Origin of the sequence: Rhodococcus sp. FH8 (assembly GCF_019266085.1) — a bacterium.
GTDB lineage: Bacteria > Actinomycetota > Actinomycetes > Mycobacteriales > Mycobacteriaceae > Rhodococcus_F > Rhodococcus_F qingshengii.
The window spans coordinates 1,340,647-1,361,699 of the sequence record NZ_LPNQ01000057.1 but is presented as its reverse complement, the minus strand read 5'-3'; the positions used below and the strand labels follow the sequence as shown (position 1 = coordinate 1,361,699).

The following is a 21,053-nucleotide window of genomic DNA, read 5'->3' as shown; positions in this document are numbered from 1 at the left end:
AAAGTGATTTGATGACAGACCTGTCGATCGTCTCCATCGAGACGACCATCCTCGACGTTCCGCTGGTTCGCCCCCACAAGTTCGCCACCACGTCGATGACGGCGCAGCCGTTGTTGCTGGTCGCGATTCGCACCTCCGACGGGGTGATCGGATACGGCGAAGGAGTCGTTCCGGGCGGGCCGTGGTGGGGTGGCGAATCGGTGGAGACGATGCAGGTCATCATCGAGAAGTACATCGCTCCCGTGGTGGTCGGCAGGCGCGTGGATCACATCACCGCGATCATGGCCGACATCGAAAAAGTTGTTGCCAATGCACGATTCGCGAAGGCCGCCGTCGACGTGGCGTTGCACGACGCCTGGGCGCGTAGCCTGGGAGTCCCCGTGCACACGCTCCTCGGCGGGGCTTTCCGCGAGAGTGTCGACGTCACGTGGGCACTGGGTGCTGCGCCGGCGGACGAGATCATCGAAGAAGCTCACGAAAAGCTCGAATCCCGGCTCAATTTCAGCTTCAAACTGAAAATGGGAGCACTCGATCCAGCAGTCGACGTCGCGCGCATCGTCAACATCGCGCAGGCGCTGGACGGCCACGCCGGAGTCCGTGTCGACGTCAACGCACGGTGGGATCGCTTCACTGCCCTGCGGTACTTGCCACAACTCGCCGAGGGTGGAGTCGAACTGATCGAACAACCCACTCCGGCAGACCAAATCGAGGTCCTCGCCGAACTCAGTAGGCTTCTACCGATTCCGATCATGGCCGACGAGAGTGTGCAGACCCCACACGACGCTCTGGAAATCGCCCGCCGGAGCGCCGCCGATGTCATCGCCCTCAAGACCACCAAATGTGGTGGCCTCCAGCGCAGCCGCGACATCGTCGCGATTGCCAAGGCCGCCGGTATCGCGTGCCACGGTGCGACGTCCATCGAAGGCCCGATCGGCACCGCCGCTTCGTTGCACTTCGCGTGCGCCGAGCCCGGAATCAACTTCGGAACAGAGCTTTTCGGCCCACTGCTCTTCAGCGAAGAGTTGCTTCAGGAACCCCTGAAGTATTCCGAGGGTCAGTTGCACCTCCCCGCCGGACCTGGCCTGGGAGTCGAACTGAACATGGACGCCGTCAAGACCTGGACCAGGAACTAGAGGATAGAAGAACATGGCACTCTTTCACGTTCGGATGGACGTCGATATTCCGCGCGACCTGGATCCGGAAATACGCGCCGATACCGTCGCAACGGAGAAGGCGTACTCGCAAGACCTTCAGCGACAGGGAAAGTGGGTACATCTGTGGCGAATTGTGGGACAGTTCAGCAACATCAGCATCTTCGATGTCGAGTCGGCTGACGAACTCCATGAGATTCTCTGGAACCTGCCCCTGTTCCCGTACATGACCATCGAGGTCATGCCGTTGACGCAGCACGGATCTTCGATCAAGTAGCCCGCCATGTCTGCCGTGTCTGCCACGCCTGCGAGCCTGCCGGAATCTGTGCAGCAGTGGCACTGCGAGATGTCGGAGACCTTCGGTGGCCTGTGCCCCGAGAGTTCCGTCGATGCCGCGCCTGTCGGTACGGTCAGCGGCGTAAGTCTCGGGGACGTAGGCGCTTTCGACATCTCCGGTTCACCGCAGATACTGCGGCGGAGCGCACGCGCAGCAAAGCGACACGGTAGTGATCTGCTCAAGATCTGCACGGTCCGAACCGGGAGCGCGATACTGCGCCAATCGGACCGCGAGTTGACGGCCCCGCCCGGCGCGATGATTCTCTACGACGTCGAGCATTCGTACGCGCTGCGTTTCGACGGTCACTGGTCGTGCACCGTCATGACCCTACCGCGCAGTGCGGTGAGTCTGACCGAGCGAGAACTGAATTGCGCGCTCGAGCGCACCCACGATGGTCGGCGTGGGTCCGGTGCATTGCTGGAAAATTTCATCTCGGGCGCTGTTGCATCCCAGGTCGACGGCAGCGCAGCCGGGCTTCTCGGAGATGCTGGAGTCAATCTCGCTTCGGCAGTTCTGATGCAAGGATCTGCGCCCGCGACACCCGGACGTTCGACGCGAGAGGAGATCTTGCGATATGCGCTTCGGAATCTCGACTCACCAGACCTCTCGGTCGCGTCGATCGCCGGTGCGTTGCACCTGTCGCCGCGAACCGTTCAGCGTCACTTCGGTGACGGGGATCTGACCCTCAGTGCGCTGATTCGCCGCGAACGGTTGATCCGCGTACGCCGCGATCTCACCGACGTCTCACTGCGGGGTCATTCGATCTCCATCCTGGCCGCACGATGGTGTTTCCATGACGCACCAGCGTTTTCGCGTGCGTTCAAAGCGGAATTCGGTGCGGCGCCGTCGGAAGTACGTAACTCGCCTGATCCGAACGCCCGCGAACGTCACTGATCTGTCGCATCCGAACAACAAACGTGTCCGATCACGACAACTGGGAGCCCGAATACCGGGGCAGAGTGTGTTTCAGATCGCTTTTTCAGGCTCGCGAAGAGCTCAGGTCCACGAACAGCGAGGACCGCAGCGAAAGCTACGAATCGAGGAACGCATGACGAATCTGCTCGCTCATCAGCAATGGCACGGAAAGATTTTCGACGGCCAATGGATCGACGGAGGCGGTGACACCGTCGAGTCGCTCGAACCGGCTACCGGCGAGGTGCTCGGTGTGATCGGCACGGCGTCTGCTGCGGATATCGATCGAGCGGCACACATCGCGTCGGCCGCGCAGCCGGCGTGGGCGGCGACGATCGGGCAGGCTCGCGCTTCGGTGATCCGTAAGGCAGCGCAGATTTTGGAAGCCGAGCGAGCCGAGGTGGAGCGCTGGTTGATCCGTGAAGGTGGTTCCGTACCAGGGAAAGCCGCATTCGAAGTTGATCTTGTCATCTCTGAACTGTGGGAAGCCTCGGCACTGCCGACACAGCCGTTCGGGCACCTTCTGCCCGCCAGCCAGGAGGGGCGCACGAGCATCGGTCGCCGGGTGCCCCTGGGTGTGGTCGGCGTGATCAGCCCGTGGAATTTCCCGCTTCTCCTCGCCATGCGCGCTGTCGCCCCCGCCTTGGCGCTCGGAAATGGCGTCGTTCTCAAGCCGGATGTTCAAACCGCGATCAGCGGGGGTGCGGTCATCGCGGAATTGTTCACGTCCGCAGGTCTTCCCGAAGGCCTCCTGCATGTGCTCGCCGGTGACGCGGAACCTGGTCAGGCATTGTGCGAGAGCCCGAGCATCGCGATGGTGTCCTTCACGGGTTCGACCGCCGTCGGCCGTCAGGTCGGGGCAACTGCCGGTCGCACGCTCAAGCGTGTCTCGCTGGAACTGGGTGGGAACAATGCGCTGATTGTCCTCGACGACGCAGACCTGGATGCCGCGAGCTCGGCGGGCGCGTGGGGTTCGTTCCTGCATCAGGGGCAGGTCTGCATGACCGCAGGCCGCCACATCGTGTTGGAATCGGTCGCCGATCAGTACCTGGACCTGCTGGCCAAGCGCGCAGCGGCGGTCCTGCCGGTCGGGGATCCCAATACAGGCGACGTCGCTCTCGGACCGCTCATCAACGCGCGGCAGATTGCGAACGTCGATCGAATCGTCCAGGGCACCAAGGCGGCCGGCGCCGAAATCCGCGCCGGTGGAACATACGAAGGGCTCTTCTATCAGCCGACCGTCCTGGCCGGAGTCACCTCGGACATGCCCGCGTTCCGTGAAGAAATCTTCGGGCCCGTGGCGCCCGTCGTGATCGTCAAGGACGAAGACGAGGCAGTCAGGTCGGCCAATGACAGCGAATACGGTCTGGTTGCTGCCATTCAAACAGGATCGGTTGAACGCGGCGAGCGGATCGCGGACCGACTGCGTACCGGCATCGTGCACATCAACGATCAGACTTTGAACAACGATGCCTATGCACCATTCGGTGGCACGGGTGCCTCCGGAAACGGCGCGAGATTCGGAACTCAAAGCAGTTGGGACGAATTCACCACCTGGCAGTGGCGAACCAGCCGGCCAGCGGCGCAGACCTTCCCCTTCTGAAGTCGAAAGGTACTCCTATGCGCACCATCTCGGCTCACGATCTTCCCATCGTGTTGCAGGACGGCGAATTCGAATTGCGGATGCGAGAAGAAGGCGACATGATCGTCAACTTCGTCAAAATTCCTGCTGGTGCAGACTTCGCCGAACCGTTCGCACAATTGGAAGGCGGGCGCTGTCAATGTCCGCACTACGGATACGTCTTGAAAGGAAGGATCTACACAGATTCCGAAGCAGGTCGGCAAACCTACGATGCCGGCGACGTGTTCTACTGGGCACCCGGTCACGTTCCCGGAGCGATCGACGACTCGGAGTATGTCGACTTTGCTCCCAAGGCTGAATTCCTCGAACTGATCGACGGAGTGCGTAAGGCGATGGGCGGCTGAGCTGTTCGGCTGCCACCGAGGTCAGCGTATTCCGTCGCGACGTAGTGCGACGGACACTGCGGCAGAGCGGTTATCGACACCGAGTTTGGCGTAGATGTGCCCGAGGTGTGTTTTCACCGTCGCTTCGCTGATGAAGAGTGCTTTACCCAGCTCGCGGTTGGTCATCCCCTCGGCGAGCAGGCTGAGCAGTTCGGACTCACGGGCGGTGAGCGCTTCCTGCGGGCGCTGCATCTGCTGGACGAGACGAGAGGCCACGGCGGGGGAGAGGACGCTGCGCCCGGCGAGTGCGCCGCGCACCGCGCCGAAGATCTCGTCAGGAGTCGAGTCCTTGAGTAGGTAACCGATGGCACCGGCGTCCACGGCCCGCACGACGTCGGCGTCGGTGTCATACGTCGTGAAAACCAGTACGGGAACATCGACACCGTCGCTTCGCAGGCGTTTGATCGCTTCTGCACCGTGCATGCCGGTGCCCATGTCCAGATCCATCATCACCAGATCCGGTGAGGCCGACGGTATCGCCGTGGCCGCCTCCTCGCCGGACGATGCTTCGCCTACTACTTCGACGTCCGGCTGAGTGTTCAGCAGCGCTCTCAGCCCGGCTCGCACGACCAGATGATCGTCGACGAGGAACACGCGAATGGTGGTGGTCACCGGATCCTCCGTTCGAGAGGGAACTGGGCCGCGACGACGGTGCCGTCTCCCGGTGCACTTTCCACGGTGAACGATCCGCCGAGCTGTGCGACGCGGCTTCGCATCGCACGCAGGCCGTATCCACCGTACCGAGAATGGTCGGCGAGCTTTCCCGGATCGAAGCCGACGCCGTCGTCGAAGATGTCTACGGAGACGGAGTGGTCGAGATACGTGATCGTCACGCCCGCCGTTTCGGCGCGAGCGTGGCGGGCGATGTTGGAGGACGCGCTCGAGACCACTCGCACGACGGCATGAGCTACGTCCGAGGGCAAGATGACGGCTTCACCGACGGTGCGGATCCGAACGGCCGGGACGAACTGGCGGGCGGCGGCCACGACCAAGGCGTCGAAGTCGCCCGTACCGCCCTTGGTCGGCGCCAGATCGTGGACGAGGTCGCGACTCTGCATCAAGCTCGTTCGGATGTTCTCTGCTGCGGCATCGACATCGGCTCGAGACGGCGAACCCGTTGTATTCCACGTTTGTTCGGCTGCCTCGAGCCGTAGAAGGGCGCTCGCCAGTCCCTGGGTAACGGTGTCGTGGATTTCGCGCGCGAGGCGCTCTCGCTCAGCGGCAACGCCGGCAGCGCGTTCGGTATCTGCCAATGCAGATTGCGCTTCCGCTACCTGACGCAGAAGCCGAAGGCGTTCTCGGGCATCTCGTTCCATCTGCCCGTACGCGGCCGCGACCAGTGCCGCGGTGCACAGCGGCCCGAGAAGTGTCACCAATTCGGCACGACCGGTGACCCGGTAGAACGCGACACCGGCGAGGACGCCCAGGATCCCGACGAGGGGGTAGGCGATCTTGCTCGGATACAGACGAATGCAGAGGAAGAGAACGGGAAACGCACACCACGCGAAACTCGGGGCAAGCCAGACCAGCGCTGCCCATGCGCTCAGTACCGGCCACATCCACAGCCGTTGGCGAACGACATCTCGCGAGGACACCGTGGCCATGACGGCGTAGAGCAGGGCGAGGACCACGGCCAGGACGAGTACCACCCCGAACCGACCGCTGGTCCCGTGGACTGTGACGTACCGAACTCCCGATGTAGACAGCAGTACGAAGAACGACGCGTGGATCGCATACGCCAACGGGCCGCGTAGGCCGCGTTCGGCGTCGGCGTTCATGGCTCCGTTACTCATCCCTCGAATGTTACGGAGGGCACCAGGCCGTCGTATCAACCATTCGGATGATATCCGGGTAGCCGTAGGGGGCACGGTTCGTCACCCGAGCGCCCGATGTGCGCACCCGCCCCCGGACGCGACGCTGTAGTGGACGGTTTCGAACCATTCGATTGAAAGTGTGCCCGACATGAACCACCGCATTTACACACGACTTCCCCGTACGCTCGCTGTCGCCGTTCCGGTTGTCGCAATCCTTGCCAGCGCCGCATGCTCGACCACCGACACACCGGTGGCGAACGCATCGAGCACGACGTCGATTACTGCCACGCAGCAGCCTGACGCGACCGGTGATTCGGCGATTGTCACTCAGAATCGACTCAGTGCCGACGCAGCAGTGAAGGCTGCTGGTGCGGCCCTGGCGAAATGCCGCGCCGACGGTCTGGGCTTCGTCACCGTCTCCGTCGTAGACCGCGCGGGAAATGTCATCGCCATGGTGCGCGGCGACAACGCAGCCCAGCACACGGTGGAAGCCTCACGCGAGAAGGCATACACCTCTGCAGCTTTCGGAGCCGACACCAGTGACCTCTCGCAGCGTACCAAAGGCGAAGGATCAACCATCGCCGACCTTCCCGGCACTCTCTTCCTTGCAGGTGGAGTCACATTGAAGGCTGGAGCCGGGTCGATCGCCGGTATCGGTGTCGGTGGCGCTCCAGACGGAATGCAGGACCAAGCGTGTGCTGCCGCAGGTCGTGATGCGATCGCTTCGTCACTCGGCTGAGTGAGCGCATTCAGCGTGCTTCGTGAATTGTGCTTTTCGCCACCTGGATTCGCTCGGCACGACAGTTGTCCGATTGTTGCGATGACCTCGACTTTGTAACACCGGAGCCCCCGGAAAGGGACAAACACGTCGACAGTGGAACCGACGATGCACTTACCGAAGCGAGTTTCTTGATGCGCAGTTTCGGGGAAAGACACAACCTTGCAGAGAATCAGATTCACGTTGCCCGAACGCAATACACGGCGGGTGCGGGTGCTCGTAGCGGCGTTGTTGTCGATGTTCCTGCTCGGCGGTATGTTCGGTCCGACCGCCGCGAGTGCTACTCCGGCGCGCTCGGCGCCATGGGGTGGGTACGACGAGTTGTGGGTCCCGTCTTCGATGGGAAACATCAAGGTTCAGGTGCAGTGGGCCGCGCGCGGTGGCAACGCCGCGTTGTACCTGCTCGACGGTCTTCGCGCGCAAAACGACAGAAATGCTTGGAGTTTCGAAACGAACGCACTCGATCAGTACCGCAATGACAACATCACGTTGGTGATGCCGGTCGGCGGTGAGTCGAGTTTCTACACGGATTGGTACGCGCCGTCCAATTTCAACGCTCAGCCGATAACGTACAGGTGGGAAACGTTCCTCACCCGCGAGCTTCCGGACTTCCTTGCAGGGTATGGCGTTTCACCAACCAACAATGCGATCATCGGGTTGTCGATGGGCGGCAGTGCCGCGTTGAACCTGGCGGGGCATCATCGGGATCAGTTCAAGTTCGCCGGCTCGCTGTCCGGCTACATCAATATCTCGGGTCCGGGTATGCGTGAAGCGATCCGCGTAGCCATGTTCGACGCCGGCCGGTACAACGTCGATTCGATGTGGGGCCCGCCGTGGTCATCCGGATGGCTTCGCAACGACCCGTTCGTCAACGCGGAATCGCTTCGCGGACTGTCGATGTACATTTCGTCGTCCAACGGCATCCCGGGACCGTACGATCATCCCTCTGCGCCGATCGATTACTTCCACACGGCGACGGGTATGGGGCTCGAGGCGCTCTCGTGGGTGCACGCGCGTGCATTCGAAATTCGCCTGAAATCCTTGGGAATCCCAGCGACGTACAGCTTTCCGCCCGCCGGAATTCACTCGTGGCCGTATTGGTCTGCTGAATTGTGGATGGCCAGAGGACAAATCCTCGACACCATGAATGCCTGGTGAAGCTGTAGTGAGGATCTCTCCGGACTTGCTCTCGATCGAAAGTCCGGAGAGAACTCGCTCAGAAGGTGATGATGCCACGGAGGTTGCGACCGGCATGCATGTCGGCGAAACCGTCGTTGATCTGGTCGAGGGTGTATCGGTTGGTGATCAGTCCGTCAAGTTCGAGCTTGCCGCTGGTGTAGAGATCGATCATCCAGGGAATGTCGGCGGTGGGATTGGATGCACCGAACAGGGATCCCTGAATTCTCTTCTGGTACAGCGTGAGTTCCATCAGGCTCACGGGAATTCCGACGTCCGTCATCTTCCCGAGGCCGGTGACCACGCAGGTTCCTGCCTTGCGGATCGACGAGAATGCCTGCGCGACATGTTCTCCGGTGGTGACACCGACGGTGACGATGGCCGAATCCGCGCCCTGGCCGTTGGTGAACGAGCGCGCTATGTCGGTGGCTTCCTCCATGGTGGCCACGGCATGGGTGGCGCCCAACTTCAATGCACTGTCGCGCTTGAACGCAACCGGGTCCACCGCGATCACGTGGGCGGCGCCGGCATGCGAGGCGCCCTGCACCGCGTTGATTCCGATTCCGCCGACGCCCATGACGATGACAGTCTGCCCGGGATACACCTGAGCGGAGTTGACCGCGGCGCCCCAACCGGTTCCGACGCCGCAGCCGAGCAGACACAAAGCGTCGAGTGGCAGGTGCTTGTCGACTTTCACAGCCGAGAGAGTGCTGACCGTGGTGTATTCACTGAAGGTGGACAGGCCGCAGGTTTGTGCGACGGGCTGACCGTCGAGAGACATTCTGTAGCTCGAGGTTTCGCCGGGTCTGCTGCCAGTCATGATGGCGGCGCCGTTGTCGCAGAGGTTCTGGATTCCGCTTGCACACCAACGGCAACGGCCGCAGGCGGCGAGGAACGAGAACACGACATGATCGCCCTCGGACCATCCTTCCGTGTTCGGCCCGACCTCGACGACGATTCCGGCGCCTTCGTGTCCGCCGCAGATGGGGTAGCGGCCGACTCCGTGGTCGCCGCTGGCGATGTGATCGTCCGAGTGGCACAGGCCTGAGGCGACCATTTTGACAGTGAGTTCGCCGCTGCGGGGTGAATCGAGTTCGAGATCGACCACCTCGTATGTGCCTGGTGCTTGGCGAATGACGGCTCCACGAGTGCGCAAGGTATCTCCTGAGGTAAGAGTTGTTCTTCGGCTTCCTCAGTTGTCTACTCGAGAGTTCAGGACGGGCTCGAGGCCTATCTCACTGATCGGACGTTTCGTATCTTTCAGACTCGTCCGGGGTGCGTCCCAAGATGGCGAGTTGCAGTTCGGTGAGCAGTCGCGTATCCGGCTCGTCCAACGAAATGCCCATGATCTGTTCAGCGCGCCGAATGCGGTAGCGCAGCGTGTTCGGATGTACTTTCAGAGACGAGGCGGCCTTCTTCACATCCCCGAAAGCTGTCAGGTAGGCCGTGAGCGTGAACTGCATGTCAGAGGTGTTCTTGTCGTCGTAGGAGACGAGTCTGTCGATACGAGGGTCTCGCAATCGCTCGTGATCAGCAACGAGGTCGAGTATCTCGCCCAGCAACACCGCGGTGCGTGACGCCGCGAGTGTGGTGACCTTCGAGGTTTCGTGATCATCGGTGGTATCGAGCACGCGGTCCACTTCTCGACGCGCCTCGGGTACGCCGTGCAATCGCGCGATCGGGACCGCGACGGCGGCGCGCACGCTGATGCCCGCACGGGCCTCGACTACTCGCACGGTGTCGTAAGCCCAGTCGCTGATCGCGACCTCGTGTTCGGCCTGAGGAAACAGCACGTAGATCCGGTTGTCGATGATCGTTGTGACCGCGTCGCTGCGGAATGCGCTGGCGCGCAGGCGCAAGGCGTTGGTGATTCGATCGAGATTCGATCCGGGCGCGAGTGATGTCGCAAATCCGATGACCGCAGACGGTCCGTCGGTGTTGATGCCGAAGGAGCCGGCCAGCGAGTGCATGTCGACTCCGCCGGAGCGAACGCCGAACAGCCTTTGCAATTGGGCATTCTCGCGGCTGGAGGCGTCCAAGGTTCGCATGAGAATGCGTGCGGCGACTGCCGCTGCACCCCGCAATACCCCTTGGGCGTCGTCGGAAAGAGGTTCAGAGGCGCGCTGCACCCAGATGCTGCCGAGATTGTGTTGGTGTGCAACAGAACCCGTCGGCGCTGACAGGTCCGGGCGGGTGATGCTCACAGCCAACCTGTGCGCGGCTCCGATGCTCGGCTCGGAGGGCAGACTGATGACCTCGTCCGATCGCCTGAGATGCTCGAACACGCCTCTGCGCTCTATCCATTCGGTGTATTCGATCGGCCACTCCCGGCCCAGTATGGAGAGCTGACGGAGTTCGTCTTCACCTTCGTGAGCAGCTGAATATGCGATGACATGGAGTGCCGTGTCGTCGATCGTCACGAGTCCGCCGGTCAATTCGGCGATCGTCTCCGAGAGCGCGAACAGATCCGAATCGCCACCGGCCACAGCTCCTGAGACGGCCCGCGAACGGTACATGCTCTGTGTCAGAAGTCGTTGTACGAGTGAATAGACGTGTCCGGAACTAGCCTGCGGATGTACCGCGGCCACTGCGATTCCGATGTTGCGTGCGGCGGTGAGAAGCGTTGTCGCCTGGCGCGCATTCTTGACGAGCAAGAGCTTCGGACGACGCCTCGCCGGCCTGCCTTCGAACTTTCGCAGCCACTGCGTCAACGTCGATTCGGGAACCCCCACGGGGAGGTAGATGTCGGAGATCGCACCACGGCTGTCGGTGCCGTCGATATCGGAGGACTCGACGAGGGCGATCGAACGGATTTCGACATCGAGTCCGTCCGGGCTTTCCAGAAGCTCGATCACGGACTTGTCCGTGGAATGCATGAGGGCGCCGAGGGTGGTGCCGACACTCGGCCCGTTATTCCTCGGACCTGTCGACGCTTGCGGGAGGGCTACAGAAAGTGGCTGCACATTTGCTCCTCGGCCAGTGGGTCATTACAGGCTAACCCCGACAGACGAAATGCAGAATAAGGAAATAGGGGACAAATTTATTCGTCAGGCATGGTGATGCCGAGTTCCTGCACCTTTTCGGCGACTGCCTCTGGAAAAACGTTCTTGAACAGATAAAGGTCTTGTCCGATCACCCAACCAGGTGCCAACGCTGTCGCATATCGCTCGAAGTATCCGAGTTGTTTACCGAAAAGAACCAATTCCTCGGGACTCGCAACGCCCCACTGCTTGCCCAACTGAATCAGTGCCATGATCAATTCACTGAGCTTGAGTTCACCCAGGTCACGGCCGAGAATCGGGGCCAGGGCCGTTGCGACCTGCATACCGAGCTGATCGTCGTCGACCTCGTAGTCGGTTGCATATCCCAAGGATCGAATTCCGCGGGCGACACGGGCGAAATCACCGTCGATGAGGGTGGCTCGGAACATGTCGGAAAGGATGGATCTCCAGGTCTCGGGAAGGACGCCGACGATGCCGAAGTCGAGCATCGCTATCCGGCCGTCGTCGAGGACCCACAAATTTCCCGCGTGGACATCTCCGTGGAACGGACCGTGAACGATGACTGATTCGAGCCAGACCTTCACTCCGCGCCGGATCAGCATGCGGGCTTCGTCGATGCCGTCCGGACCGGCGACGAACCGATCCAGTGGAACGCCGCGCATGCGTTCCATACAGATGACTCGGGGGCCGCAGTAGTCCCAGTACACCTCCGGTGTCGTGACTCCTTTGTTGTCACCGAATGCGCTGATGTTGTTCCGGAATGTGGTTTGCCGGTCGGCCTCGACCGCGCTGTTCAATTCCGTCATCGTGGCGTTGTGCAGATCGCGAATGATGGCGGTGGCATTGGCAATTCGAAGGAACTCGACAAATTTCTCGAGGATGTTCGCGCCCCAGTACGCCGCCCGCAGGTCGATCAGCATCCGCGCATAGATGTCCGGACGCTGGATCTTGATGACCGCCTCTCGGCCGTCGTGCAGAACGCACGCGTGTACCTGCGCTACCGATGCGGCCGCGAGAGGTACGTCGTCGAATTTCGCGAACAGGTCGTCCACGGAGTAACCGAGGTCCTTCTGCACGACGCTTCTGGCCTGCTCGGCCGGGAAAGACGGAACATCGTCGAGGCAGCGTAGGCATGCATTGGCGACGGGGGCCGGGAACAGGCCGGACGACGACGCGACCAGTTGGCCGAGCTTGACGAAGGTGGGCCCCAGCGCGATGAAGCCGTCGACCATCCCGTCGGAAGCAGCGTCTGCCCAGGTGCGTCCACGCTTGCGGAAAGGCCACACGATCAGTGCCAGCATGATCGACGTGGACAACACGACGGCGATGATCGCGGAACGCCACAACTGGGCGAGGCCGAAGCGTTCGAGGTCCGGCATGCGGACTTCGAGGGCAGTGGCGGGCACTCCTGACGAGTACGGCCCGACAGGTCGCGTTGGATCCAGCACAGCTCTCCCTCGTTCAACGAGCGCATCCAGCATTTTGCCGTGAGATCACTTACGCGACCCCTTCCGTTAGTCAGTATGCCAAGTCACACATAACTGCCGGAACCGCCTACGCGTTCAGCCTACGATCGGTGAATGCGTGAGCACTTGATCCCGATCGGCGAGGTTGCAAAATCGTTCGGAATCGCGGCGTCGACCTTGCGGTATTACGAGGACGAAGGACTGCTGTCCGCGCGGTCGCGAACTGGCGGCAAACGCTGGTACGGGCAGCGTGAGCTGCGACGGCTGGCATTGATCCGGATGTACACCGAGACGGGAATGTCCTTGGAGCAGGTGCGGTCCTTCATCGAAACCGACACCACGTCCGAGCAGTTCTCCACGGTTCTCGCAGATCAAGTGTCGACGCTCGAGGCACAGATATCCGCAGCCAACCGAGCGAAACTGATACTCGAGCATCACCTGACGTGTCGGCAAGAGCGTCCGATGCAGTGCCCGTGGTTGCTCGAGCAGCTCGACATTCGTGTCGAAGCGGCGCTTGACTTCAAGTTGACTTGAACCTTCATAGTTAGGGCGCACTTACCGCCCTACCTGGAGGTTGACCATGTCGGCACGACGATGGCTGCCGCTCATCGCCGCATGCATCGGAACTTTCCTGTTACTGACGTACGCCACGATCACAACGATCGCGGTGCCGGCCATCGCAGTCGGTTTGGACGGCAGTACGGGCGCGATGTCATGGGTCGTCGACGCCTACACGCTGGCTCTTGCCGCGCTTCTGGTGGGCATGGGCGCACTCGGCGATGCGTGGGGACGCAAACGCCTCTACATCTGCGGACTGGTCGTGTTCCTGGTTGCAACGGCCGTGTGCGCGATTGCTCCGGACGTCACGGTTCTGGTCGTTGCTCGCGGCGCGCAAGGAATTGCCGGTGCGGCGATGTTCGCGACACTCCTGCCTCTGCTCGGCGAGGCATATTCGGGCCGCGATCGGCACGTGGCTTTTGCCGCGTGGGGTGCCGTCGCTGGATTGGCGGCGGGAATCGGCAATGTTGCAGGAGGGCTGCTGACGCAGTTCTTCGACTGGCGTGCGGTCTTCTATTCCGGAATCCCCGTGGCCGCAGTGGCGATCGCAATGGCTGTGTTCTGTTTCGCCGACAGTGAGCGCGGCGACGACAACATCGACTGGGCCGGAATCGTTTTGTTCACCCTCGCTGCCGTTGCCGCGGTTCTCGGCGTGACGTGGGGCGGCGACATCGGGTGGGCTTCGTCGTCGACAGCTCTTGCCTTCCTGATCGCAATCGGTGCGCTGACGGCGTTTGTGTTCTGGCAGCGTCGAGGCAGCAGTCCGATGCTCGATCCGGCATTGTTCCGATCCCTGAAATTCGACGGCGTCCTCGTCGCTGCTTTCGGGTACTACCTCGCGGCCTACGGCCCGCTCGTAGTCCTTTCACTGTGGCTGCAGAACGGGCTGGAACTGTCGGCATTGGCGGCCGCACTCGTGCTCTCGATTCAACCGCTCGCTTTTGTCTTCGTATCGGCCTTGTGTAGATCACGGCTTCAGCGCGTCGACCTTCGACTGTCGCTCGGATTCGGGACGATCCTTTGCGGAATCGGTTGCGTGGCCATGCTGTACGTTCTCGCCGAGCCGGTCTGGCCCGCACTGATCGCCGGGCTGATTCTGACCGGTGTCGGTTCGGCGATGGTGTCGCCGGTGCTGCCGGGTGCCGCGATGTCGGACGCCCCGGCAGAGCGCGCCGGGACGGCTTCGGCAACAGCCAACTCGTCGCGTCAATTCGGGCTTGCCGTCGGAATTGCGTTGTGCGGCTCGCTCTTCGTCGGTCCGGACGAGTTCGCCTTGCTGTGGCCGTTGGTCTTCTGTGCCGGCGTCGGAATGCTCACGGGTTTGGTGTCGATCCTTCTCTTTTCTCGTTCGTCAACTCCTGAAACAGTTCAACCAATCGCCGAAAGGGCACACACATGACCACGCTGTTCACTCCACGACCGCACCGGCGTATCGAGATGGACTGGAATCGCCGCAGGTTCCTCGGCGCTGCAGCAGGATTGGCTGCTGCGCTGGCAGCGGCCGGTTGCTCGCGTTCGGACGCAGACGCCGGGGACGAAGGCGACGCAGGCTGGTCCTTCACCGATGATCGCGACAATCTGATCGAATTGGATTCACCACCAAGGACATTTGTCACCTACACCGGTATCGCGGGTGCTCTGTGGGATTACGGACTGGTGCCTGTCGGAGTTTTCGGGGCACTGACACGATCGCCGGGATCAACGGACACCAGCATCTCCGGCAATTTGGATTTCTCGAAGACCGACATGGTCGGGCAGCTCTGGGGACAAGTGGAACTCGAGAAGATCGCTGCGCTGGAGCCGGACGTCGTCATAGTCCCTCAGCTGCGTGGTTCGGCACTACTCGACGAGGCGAACTTGGATGCGGTGAAAGGCTTGTCGACAGTACTGTTCGTGGAAACGGCAGCAGGAACCATCGACCGAACCGTGCAAGAGATCGTGGAACTCGCCGTGGAACTCGGGGCGGACCAGGATATGGAGGCTCAGCGAAAAGACTACGACGCTGCGCGTGCACGGATCTCCGAAGTTGCTTCTTCGCTGAATAATTCACAGGTTTTGTTCGCGTCCGCAGATCCGGACACGATTCGTGTCAGTCGTTCGGGATTCCCGATCCTTGCAGATCTGGCGGGATTGGGCCTTGCCGGCGTCGATCCGGCCGCGGGATCGTCGGTCTACGTCGAGAAACTGGCTTGGGAGATGGCGGACCACTATCCGGCCGACATGATCTTCCTCGACGATCGCCCGTCCAGTTTGCAACTGGATACGCTCGGAACCAATCCTGCGTGGTCCAACTTGCCCGCGGTGAAGGCGGGGAAGATCGGGACCTGGAATCCGGAACCCGTGCTCAGTTATGCCGGGATCGCCCGTACGTACAACGATCTGGCTGACCAGCTGCTGGCATTCTCACATTCCTGACCGCCGCGTCGTCTACGACGTATGGACCTCTTCACCGCTCTGTCTGCTCGTGTTGAATCCCTCGATTGGCCTGCGCTGATCGAGGGAATCGACTCCAGTGGGTGTGCCCAGACGGCGCCGATACTCGACGAGTCGGAGTGCCGCGAAATTGCTTCCTGGTACTCGGACGTCGACCGGTTCCGGAGCACCGTCGACATGGCTCGATACCGTTTCGGACAAGGGGAGTACCGGTACTTCGGTGATCCCGTACCGGAGCCGATCACGGCTATGCGATCCGCCTTCTACCGACACCTCCTGCCCGTGGCGCGGGAGTGGGCGTTCAAGCTGGGCGAGGGTGCACCGTGGCCGGATTCTTTCGAAGAATGGATCGATCAGTGTCACGACGCCGGTCAGAATCGCCCTACCCCGATCCTTCTGTCCTACGGACCTGGTGACTGGAATGCATTGCATCGGGACTTGTACGGAGAGTTGGTGTTTCCCTTGCAAGTCGTGATCGGGCTCGACAGACCTCGCATCGACCACGTCGGCGGCGAGTTCTTGCTCGTGGAACAGCGGCCGCGCGCCCAGTCGAAAGGGACGGTGACAGTTCTCGAGCAAGGTCACGCGTTGATCTTCACCACGCGGGATCGACCGGTGCAGAGTTCTCGTGGGTGGTCGAGAGCCCCTGTGCGACATGGTGTCAGCGTGGTGCACTCGGGTACGCGTCGAACATTGGGATTGGTGCTTCACGATGCCGAGTAAGACGTACATTCTCCGCGACGCTCGCAACAAACCCTACGAGAGTTCGACGCCCGGTGTGCTTGGCGGGCACCGGAAAACGAAGATCTACGGGCGACTCGACTGTCGAGGGGCTGCGCAGGCAATCGCGCGTGGCGGGTATGTCGCCAGTCGGGTGTTCTTCGCGGACGAGCCGACCGCGATTGCGGCCGGCTATCGCCCCTGTGCCGTCTGCATGCCCGAAGGTTACGCAGCCTGGAAGGTAGTTGCTACGCGCCGAAGCGGTCGCGGTACTCCTTCGGAATGAGCGGCTTGTCGCCGCGGACCTTCAGCTGCTGGACAGCCCAGGTATTGCCGTCCGGGTCGGCGAATCCGAAGAAGGTGCCCCCGTCACGCTCGTCGAAGACGGTGACTTCACTGGCATCGACGCCGCGGCCGATGAGCTCTTGGCGAGCCGCTGCAGCGTCGGCCACGACCAACTGCAATCCCTTCAACGAACCAGGGGTCATCTCGGTCTGCGACGGCAGGTTCCCGATGACGATCGAGCAGCCCGAACCACGCGGAGTGAGCTGGGCGACCGTCATGTGTTCGTTGACGGTGTGGTGGTCGAGATCGAAACCGACCTTGTCACGGTAGAACTCGATGGAGCGGTCGAGGTCACTGACGGGAACGATGACTACTTCGAGGGTCCAGTCCATGAAACTGCCTTTCGCTGAGGAGGTTCGGGCAAACAGGTGGTCAGAGTTGCGCGACGATCTTGTCCAGGCGTTCGTAACCTTCGGTGACGCCGAGCTCCATATTGCTCTCGATCATTCCGTCTCGCGCTTCGAGGCTCGGATATACGGAATGGCCGGAGAGGCGGGTGCGTCCGTTGCCCAGATCCTCGAACGTGATCGATTCGATGCTGACGACGTCGGGAAATCCCTCGTATTCGAAGGTCTGGATGGCAAAGTCGTTCTCGCGAACGACGTGAAATACACCGTTGAACCGGAACTCTTCGCCCTCGGGGTTGCGATGGACGTACTTGTATCGACCGCCGCTCACGAACTCGTATTCGTCGATCTCCATCTCGTATCCGTTGGGGCCGAGCCACTGCTTGACCAGATCGGGATTCGAATGAGCTGCGAAGACGGCACTGACGGGTGCGTCGAATTCGCGGGTGATGTCGATGTACGGCACGCCCTCAGGAGCCGTGATGGTGACGGGATTGGTGGTAGCCATGGCTAAGTCTCCTTCTGTGTGGTGCTGAGTAGGTGATCGAGCTTTCGGAACTGTTGTTCGTGGATCAGTCGATAGCGGTCGATCCAGGCGGTCAAAGCCTCGAGAGTTGCGGCGTTGAGATGTACCGGCCGCCTCTGGGCTTCGCGGCTGCGAGTGACCAAACCCGCGGCTTCGAGTACCTGAATATGTTTGGAGATGGCCTGTTTCGTGATCTCGAACGGCTCGGCCAACTCGTTGACCGTTTGGGGGCCGGTGCTCAGGCGGGCGATGATCCGCCGTCGTACCGGGTCGGCAAGCGCCATGAACGCTTTGTCGAGACGCTCGTCTGCCCCTGGATCCACGATCACTTGTCAACCATCTCCTTTATCAACCAACCTGTTGATTACGATACGAGCCCATGCCGAGGGTGTCAATGCTTCGAAACCGATTAGCGTGGAAACCATGAACGCTCTGATTCCTCGGCCACGATTGGAAGTGGCGCCGGGGGCGATCCTCGTTCCGGATTGGCTCAGCGTCGAACAGCAACGCTTCTTGGTGGCCGAGTGCCGACGGTGGGCGACCGCACCCGTACCGATGCGCTCCGCTGTTGTCCCTGGTGGGCACAAGATGTCGGTGCAAACAGTCTGTCTCGGTTGGCATTGGCAGCCGTACAAGTACACGCGCACCGCCGACGACGTGAACGGTGCGCCTGTCGCAGCGGTGCCTGACTGGCTCGTCGACCTCGGCCGGGCCGCAGTTGCCGCTGCCTATGATGATCCGACTGCGGGGGAGCGGTACACGCCGGACACCGCGCTGATCAATTTCTACGACGAGGGCGCTCGGATGGGCATGCACCAGGACAAGGACGAGCGCTGCGACGCTCCCGTCGTCTCACTGAGCGTCGGGCAGAGTTGTGTCTTTCGATTCGGGAATTCCGAGAACCGGAACAAGCCGTACACCGACGTCGAACTCCATTCGGGTGATCTCTTCGTCTTCGGTGGAGAGTCTCGGTTCGCATATCACGGAGTGCCGAAAGTTATTGCGGGAAGTGCAAGTCCCGACATAGGTCTGCCGTCCGGGCGGCTGAACATCACCCTGCGGGATACCGGAATGTCGTGACTGTCTCACCCCTGCTGTGCCACTGGTGCAGCAGGGTCGAAGTCTGCGCTCGAAGGTCCGTCCCCGACCATCTCGATCAACTCGGTCGACGGTGGAGTTGGCAGCGTGCGCCAGCGCTCTCGTTCGAGGTTGTGGGGTTGTGTCTCGTTCATGCCCTCATTATCGACTTCCGGCTCCGATCCACCAGTCGGGGATGGGCCGGGTGCAATTCGGTAGGCCGTTGAGCGCCCCGCTGTCTCGTCGACATCCTCGGACCTCAGCACGTCGACGACAGTTCGGGTCGCGGCACGGGTCTGGGGAGGTTGGTGGGTGGATTCGAGGCGACCGTGGTTCGCTTATCCCAGTGTCTTGTTGCGGCCGGCGAGGGAGCCGAAGACGAGTTGCACGGCCAGCAGCACCAGCAACGCGATCAGCGGAGTCGTCCAGGAATCGACGGCGTCGTGCAGTGCACCGAAAACGAGAGGACCGGTGGCGGCCAGAAGGTATCCGACGGACTGTGCCATACCCGAGAGTGCCGCTGCTTGACCGTGATTGACAGTGCGTATTGCGAAGAAGGACAAGGCAATGACAATCGATCCGCCGATGCCGATGCCGAGGAATGCATTCCACAGCAGGGCCCAGGAGGGGAGGAGGAGTTGGCCGAGAACTGCCACTGCGGCGACCGACACCAGCCCGAGGACGGCTCCTCTCTGATCCTTGGGCAGTTTGTGCAGGAGCACTGCTGTGAGGAGGCTGCCGACGATCGAGAATATTTGCATGATGCCTTGATGCAGTCCGGCGGTAGCCGCGGTAGTGCCGTGTGATTCTTCAATGGTGGGCCACCATGTCAGAACGGTGTAGAAGAAGAGAGATTGGACGCCCATGAATATTGTGATCTGCCACCCGAGTGCTGAGCGCCAGGGGGAGCGATGGCCGCCTGGATGGGAATCCAAAGCCGCAGCATGATCGTGTTTCGGAAGCGTGCGTCGGCGAAGTTGGGGAAGGAACACCCCAAATCCTATGAGAGCCATAGCAGCCCAGATTCCGAATGCGATCCGCCAACCGTGATCGGTGAGACCGGCGATCGGCACGGCAAGTCCGGATGCGGTTGCGGCGACGGCTGCAGAGACCGCCGAGAAGATGCCGGTCAAACGGCCGGCTTCGGTCGGGAAGTCTCGTTTGAGGAGCGCCGGCAGTAGAACGTTCATTGTTGCGATGGACATGCCGAGCGATACGGTACCGATCCACAGCGCAGGCATCCACGGAACAGAGCGGATCACGATCGCTAAGGCGAGCATGCCGAGTGCTGCTGCGAGTGTCCGTTCCATTCCCCACCGAGCTGCGATGACCGGGGCAACGGGGGAGAACACTGCGAAGCACAGCAGTGGAAGGCTGATCAGCGCTGATGCTGTTGTCGACGAGATATCGAGATCGGTGCGTACCTCACCGAGTAGCGGGCCGACGACTGTGATTGAGGCTCGAAGATTGGCTGCGATGAGAAGAATGCCAGCGATAACGAGTCCTCGGCGCATTATCGGTATCGCGCTCGGGGCAGACGCCACGTTTTCGGTGTCGGAGATGACGTTAGCCATAGGTGTGCCCTTCTGAGATTGTCTGTGCGCTGAACCTCTTGTGTGTCAGCTACTTCGGCATGTTTTGCAGAAAGAGGGATCGGCTGTGGTCCATCAGTCGGACCACTGCGGCGGCTGCGCCGTCCGGATCGCGGTCACGGATGGCCGCAAGCAGCTGCCGGTGTGGGTCGTCGTCGGTCCAAGGTCCGATGAACAGCTGTCGAGTCTCCTTGTCGGACTTACCTTGTGGGATGCTCATGGTGTCAGAGCGATCGAGACTGCGGTAGATGTCCGTGATCAGTTGGTTCCCGCTCGCTGCGAACATCTCCAGGTGGAAGTCGAGGTCGTACTCGACGGATTTGGCGACGTCGGGCTCAGCGTCTCGGCCATCCAAAGCCCGAGTCATTCGGTCGATGTCTTCGGGCAGGGCTCGTTCGGCTGCGAGTCGGGCGGCGTAGAGCTCCAAAGCTTCACGGGCTTCGAAGATTTCGAGCACGTTCTCCGCCGCTGCACGTCTTTGAAGTGCAATTTCGAGTTCTGAGCTCGCGCAGACGTAGGTTCCGTCTCCCGGGCGTGCTTCGAGGAGGCCGGCATGGACGAGGCCGCGAATGGCCTCCCGGACCGTATTGCGGCTCGCGCCGGTCATTTCGACAAGTTGATGCTCGCCGGGGATCTTCTCCCCTAATTCCCAGTTGCCAGAAGTGATCTGGGACCGCAGTTGTTCCGCGATCTGCACTGAAAGTGGGATGTTGCGTGCGGTGGGTGCGATACGGGAATCCGGCATGAGTCAAATGTAGGACATTTGGCGATTTGTGGATAGGTTTACCTTTGTG

The 21,053-nt window shown here is 61.4% G+C and carries 24 protein-coding genes; 13 read left to right on the top strand and 11 right to left on the bottom strand.

The window, feature by feature from the left end; translation table 11 throughout:
* Window positions 1–11: 11 nt before the first annotated feature.
* The 5 genes from ATN38_RS09325 to ATN38_RS09305 all read left to right on the top strand — a co-directional run bounded on the left by ATN38_RS09325 (window position 12) and on the right by ATN38_RS09305 (window position 4,386).
* The gene (locus ATN38_RS09325; RefSeq protein ID WP_003940572.1) at window positions 12–1,133 is read left to right on the top strand and encodes a muconate/chloromuconate family cycloisomerase; all 1,122 of its coding nucleotides are present in this window, start codon (window positions 12–14) and stop codon (window positions 1,131–1,133) included.
* 13 nt (window positions 1,134–1,146) lie between these two features.
* Entirely contained in the window at window positions 1,147–1,428 is a 282-nt protein-coding gene (gene catC, locus ATN38_RS09320; protein WP_042925169.1) for a muconolactone Delta-isomerase, read from the top strand.
* Between the two features lie 6 nt (window positions 1,429–1,434).
* On the top strand, window positions 1,435–2,382 hold the full coding sequence (locus tag ATN38_RS09315; RefSeq protein WP_042447166.1) for a helix-turn-helix domain-containing protein: 948 nt from the start codon (window positions 1,435–1,437) through the stop codon (window positions 2,380–2,382).
* Between the two features lie 154 nt (window positions 2,383–2,536).
* Window positions 2,537–4,003, top strand: coding sequence for a benzaldehyde dehydrogenase (locus tag ATN38_RS09310; protein ID WP_218747841.1), 1,467 nt, complete (start codon window positions 2,537–2,539; stop codon window positions 4,001–4,003).
* A gap of 17 nt (window positions 4,004–4,020) precedes the next feature.
* Window positions 4,021–4,386: a hypothetical protein gene (locus ATN38_RS09305; RefSeq protein ID WP_065351503.1), complete on the top strand. Its 366-nt coding sequence runs from the start codon at window positions 4,021–4,023 to the stop codon at window positions 4,384–4,386.
* A gap of 21 nt (window positions 4,387–4,407) precedes the next feature.
* Here the strand turns inward: ATN38_RS09305 and ATN38_RS09300 are convergent, their stop codons facing one another.
* Together ATN38_RS09300 and ATN38_RS09295 are read right to left on the bottom strand one after the other, a co-directional pair.
* A complete protein-coding gene (locus ATN38_RS09300) occupies window positions 4,408–5,037 on the bottom strand; it encodes a response regulator transcription factor (RefSeq protein WP_125052171.1) in 630 nt (209 codons plus the stop codon).
* Window positions 5,034–6,203, bottom strand: coding sequence for a sensor histidine kinase (locus tag ATN38_RS09295; protein ID WP_058038292.1), 1,170 nt, complete (start codon window positions 6,201–6,203; stop codon window positions 5,034–5,036). The genes ATN38_RS09300 and ATN38_RS09295 overlap by 4 nt, the downstream gene beginning before the upstream one ends.
* Before the next feature lie 184 nt (window positions 6,204–6,387).
* Here ATN38_RS09295 and ATN38_RS09290 point away from each other — a divergent pair, with 184 nt between their 5' ends.
* Both ATN38_RS09290 and ATN38_RS09285 read left to right on the top strand, forming a co-directional pair.
* A complete protein-coding gene (locus ATN38_RS09290; protein ID WP_209910128.1) occupies window positions 6,388–6,978 on the top strand; it encodes a heme-binding protein in 591 nt (196 codons plus the stop codon).
* A gap of 276 nt (window positions 6,979–7,254) precedes the next feature.
* Window positions 7,255–8,175 (top strand): alpha/beta hydrolase family protein, encoded by a 921-nt coding sequence (locus tag ATN38_RS09285; protein ID WP_233272397.1) that lies wholly within the window; start codon window positions 7,255–7,257, stop codon window positions 8,173–8,175.
* A 58-nt stretch (window positions 8,176–8,233) separates the two neighbouring features.
* Here the strand turns inward: ATN38_RS09285 and ATN38_RS09280 are convergent, their stop codons facing one another.
* From ATN38_RS09280 to ATN38_RS09270, 3 genes are all read right to left on the bottom strand, one after another.
* Entirely contained in the window at window positions 8,234–9,349 is a 1,116-nt protein-coding gene (locus ATN38_RS09280) for an NDMA-dependent alcohol dehydrogenase (protein WP_003939726.1), read from the bottom strand.
* Window positions 9,350–9,428: 79 nt separating this feature from the next.
* Window positions 9,429–11,156: a helix-turn-helix domain-containing protein gene (locus tag ATN38_RS09275; RefSeq protein WP_308255971.1), complete on the bottom strand. Its 1,728-nt coding sequence runs from the start codon at window positions 11,154–11,156 to the stop codon at window positions 9,429–9,431.
* Window positions 11,157–11,233: 77 nt separating this feature from the next.
* Window positions 11,234–12,643, bottom strand: a complete 1,410-nt coding sequence (locus ATN38_RS09270; protein WP_003940433.1) for an AarF/ABC1/UbiB kinase family protein — start codon at window positions 12,641–12,643, stop codon at window positions 11,234–11,236.
* A 132-nt stretch (window positions 12,644–12,775) separates the two neighbouring features.
* On the opposite strand from ATN38_RS09270, the gene ATN38_RS09265 reads away from it, so the two are divergent.
* From ATN38_RS09265 to ATN38_RS09245, 5 genes are read left to right on the top strand one after another with little or no spacing between them, the layout of a single operon-like run.
* Entirely contained in the window at window positions 12,776–13,195 is a 420-nt protein-coding gene (locus tag ATN38_RS09265) for a MerR family transcriptional regulator (RefSeq protein WP_075834569.1), read from the top strand.
* Between the two features lie 46 nt (window positions 13,196–13,241).
* Window positions 13,242–14,618: an MFS transporter gene (locus tag ATN38_RS09260; RefSeq protein WP_218747839.1), complete on the top strand. Its 1,377-nt coding sequence runs from the start codon at window positions 13,242–13,244 to the stop codon at window positions 14,616–14,618.
* A complete protein-coding gene (locus ATN38_RS09255; RefSeq protein ID WP_218747837.1) occupies window positions 14,615–15,634 on the top strand; it encodes an ABC transporter substrate-binding protein in 1,020 nt (339 codons plus the stop codon). Before ATN38_RS09260 ends, ATN38_RS09255 begins: the two co-directional genes overlap by 4 nt.
* Window positions 15,635–15,655: 21 nt before the next feature.
* Window positions 15,656–16,375 (top strand): 2OG-Fe(II) oxygenase, encoded by a 720-nt coding sequence (locus tag ATN38_RS09250; RefSeq protein WP_099697100.1) that lies wholly within the window; start codon window positions 15,656–15,658, stop codon window positions 16,373–16,375.
* Entirely contained in the window at window positions 16,365–16,658 is a 294-nt protein-coding gene (locus ATN38_RS09245) for an Ada metal-binding domain-containing protein (protein ID WP_030536475.1), read from the top strand. The genes ATN38_RS09250 and ATN38_RS09245 overlap by 11 nt, the downstream gene beginning before the upstream one ends.
* On the opposite strand, the gene ATN38_RS09240 is transcribed toward ATN38_RS09245, so the two are convergent.
* From ATN38_RS09240 to ATN38_RS09230, 3 genes are read right to left on the bottom strand one after another with little or no spacing between them, the layout of a single operon-like run.
* Window positions 16,621–17,049, bottom strand: a complete 429-nt coding sequence (locus tag ATN38_RS09240; protein ID WP_007729747.1) for a VOC family protein — start codon at window positions 17,047–17,049, stop codon at window positions 16,621–16,623. The two genes, ATN38_RS09245 and ATN38_RS09240, sit on opposite strands and share 38 nt — an antisense overlap.
* A gap of 40 nt (window positions 17,050–17,089) precedes the next feature.
* Window positions 17,090–17,572 (bottom strand): SRPBCC family protein, encoded by a 483-nt coding sequence (locus tag ATN38_RS09235; protein WP_003940319.1) that lies wholly within the window; start codon window positions 17,570–17,572, stop codon window positions 17,090–17,092.
* A 2-nt stretch (window positions 17,573–17,574) separates the two neighbouring features.
* Window positions 17,575–17,919: a helix-turn-helix transcriptional regulator gene (locus tag ATN38_RS09230; protein ID WP_003939956.1), complete on the bottom strand. Its 345-nt coding sequence runs from the start codon at window positions 17,917–17,919 to the stop codon at window positions 17,575–17,577.
* 94 nt (window positions 17,920–18,013) lie between these two features.
* Between ATN38_RS09230 and ATN38_RS09225 the strand changes: the two genes are divergently transcribed.
* Window positions 18,014–18,670: an alpha-ketoglutarate-dependent dioxygenase AlkB gene (locus tag ATN38_RS09225; RefSeq protein WP_037128920.1), complete on the top strand. Its 657-nt coding sequence runs from the start codon at window positions 18,014–18,016 to the stop codon at window positions 18,668–18,670.
* Window positions 18,671–18,675: 5 nt separating this feature from the next.
* On the opposite strand, the gene ATN38_RS09220 is transcribed toward ATN38_RS09225, so the two are convergent.
* The 3 genes from ATN38_RS09220 to ATN38_RS09210 all read right to left on the bottom strand — a co-directional run bounded on the left by ATN38_RS09220 (window position 18,676) and on the right by ATN38_RS09210 (window position 21,004).
* Window positions 18,676–18,822: a hypothetical protein gene (locus ATN38_RS09220; RefSeq protein ID WP_020723613.1), complete on the bottom strand. Its 147-nt coding sequence runs from the start codon at window positions 18,820–18,822 to the stop codon at window positions 18,676–18,678.
* A 183-nt stretch (window positions 18,823–19,005) separates the two neighbouring features.
* On the bottom strand, window positions 19,006–20,241 hold the full coding sequence (locus ATN38_RS09215; protein WP_050656055.1) for an MFS transporter: 1,236 nt from the start codon (window positions 20,239–20,241) through the stop codon (window positions 19,006–19,008).
* Window positions 20,242–20,290: 49 nt separating this feature from the next.
* The gene (locus ATN38_RS09210; RefSeq protein ID WP_003940486.1) at window positions 20,291–21,004 is read right to left on the bottom strand and encodes a FadR/GntR family transcriptional regulator; all 714 of its coding nucleotides are present in this window, start codon (window positions 21,002–21,004) and stop codon (window positions 20,291–20,293) included.
* Window positions 21,005–21,053 lie beyond the last annotated feature (49 nt).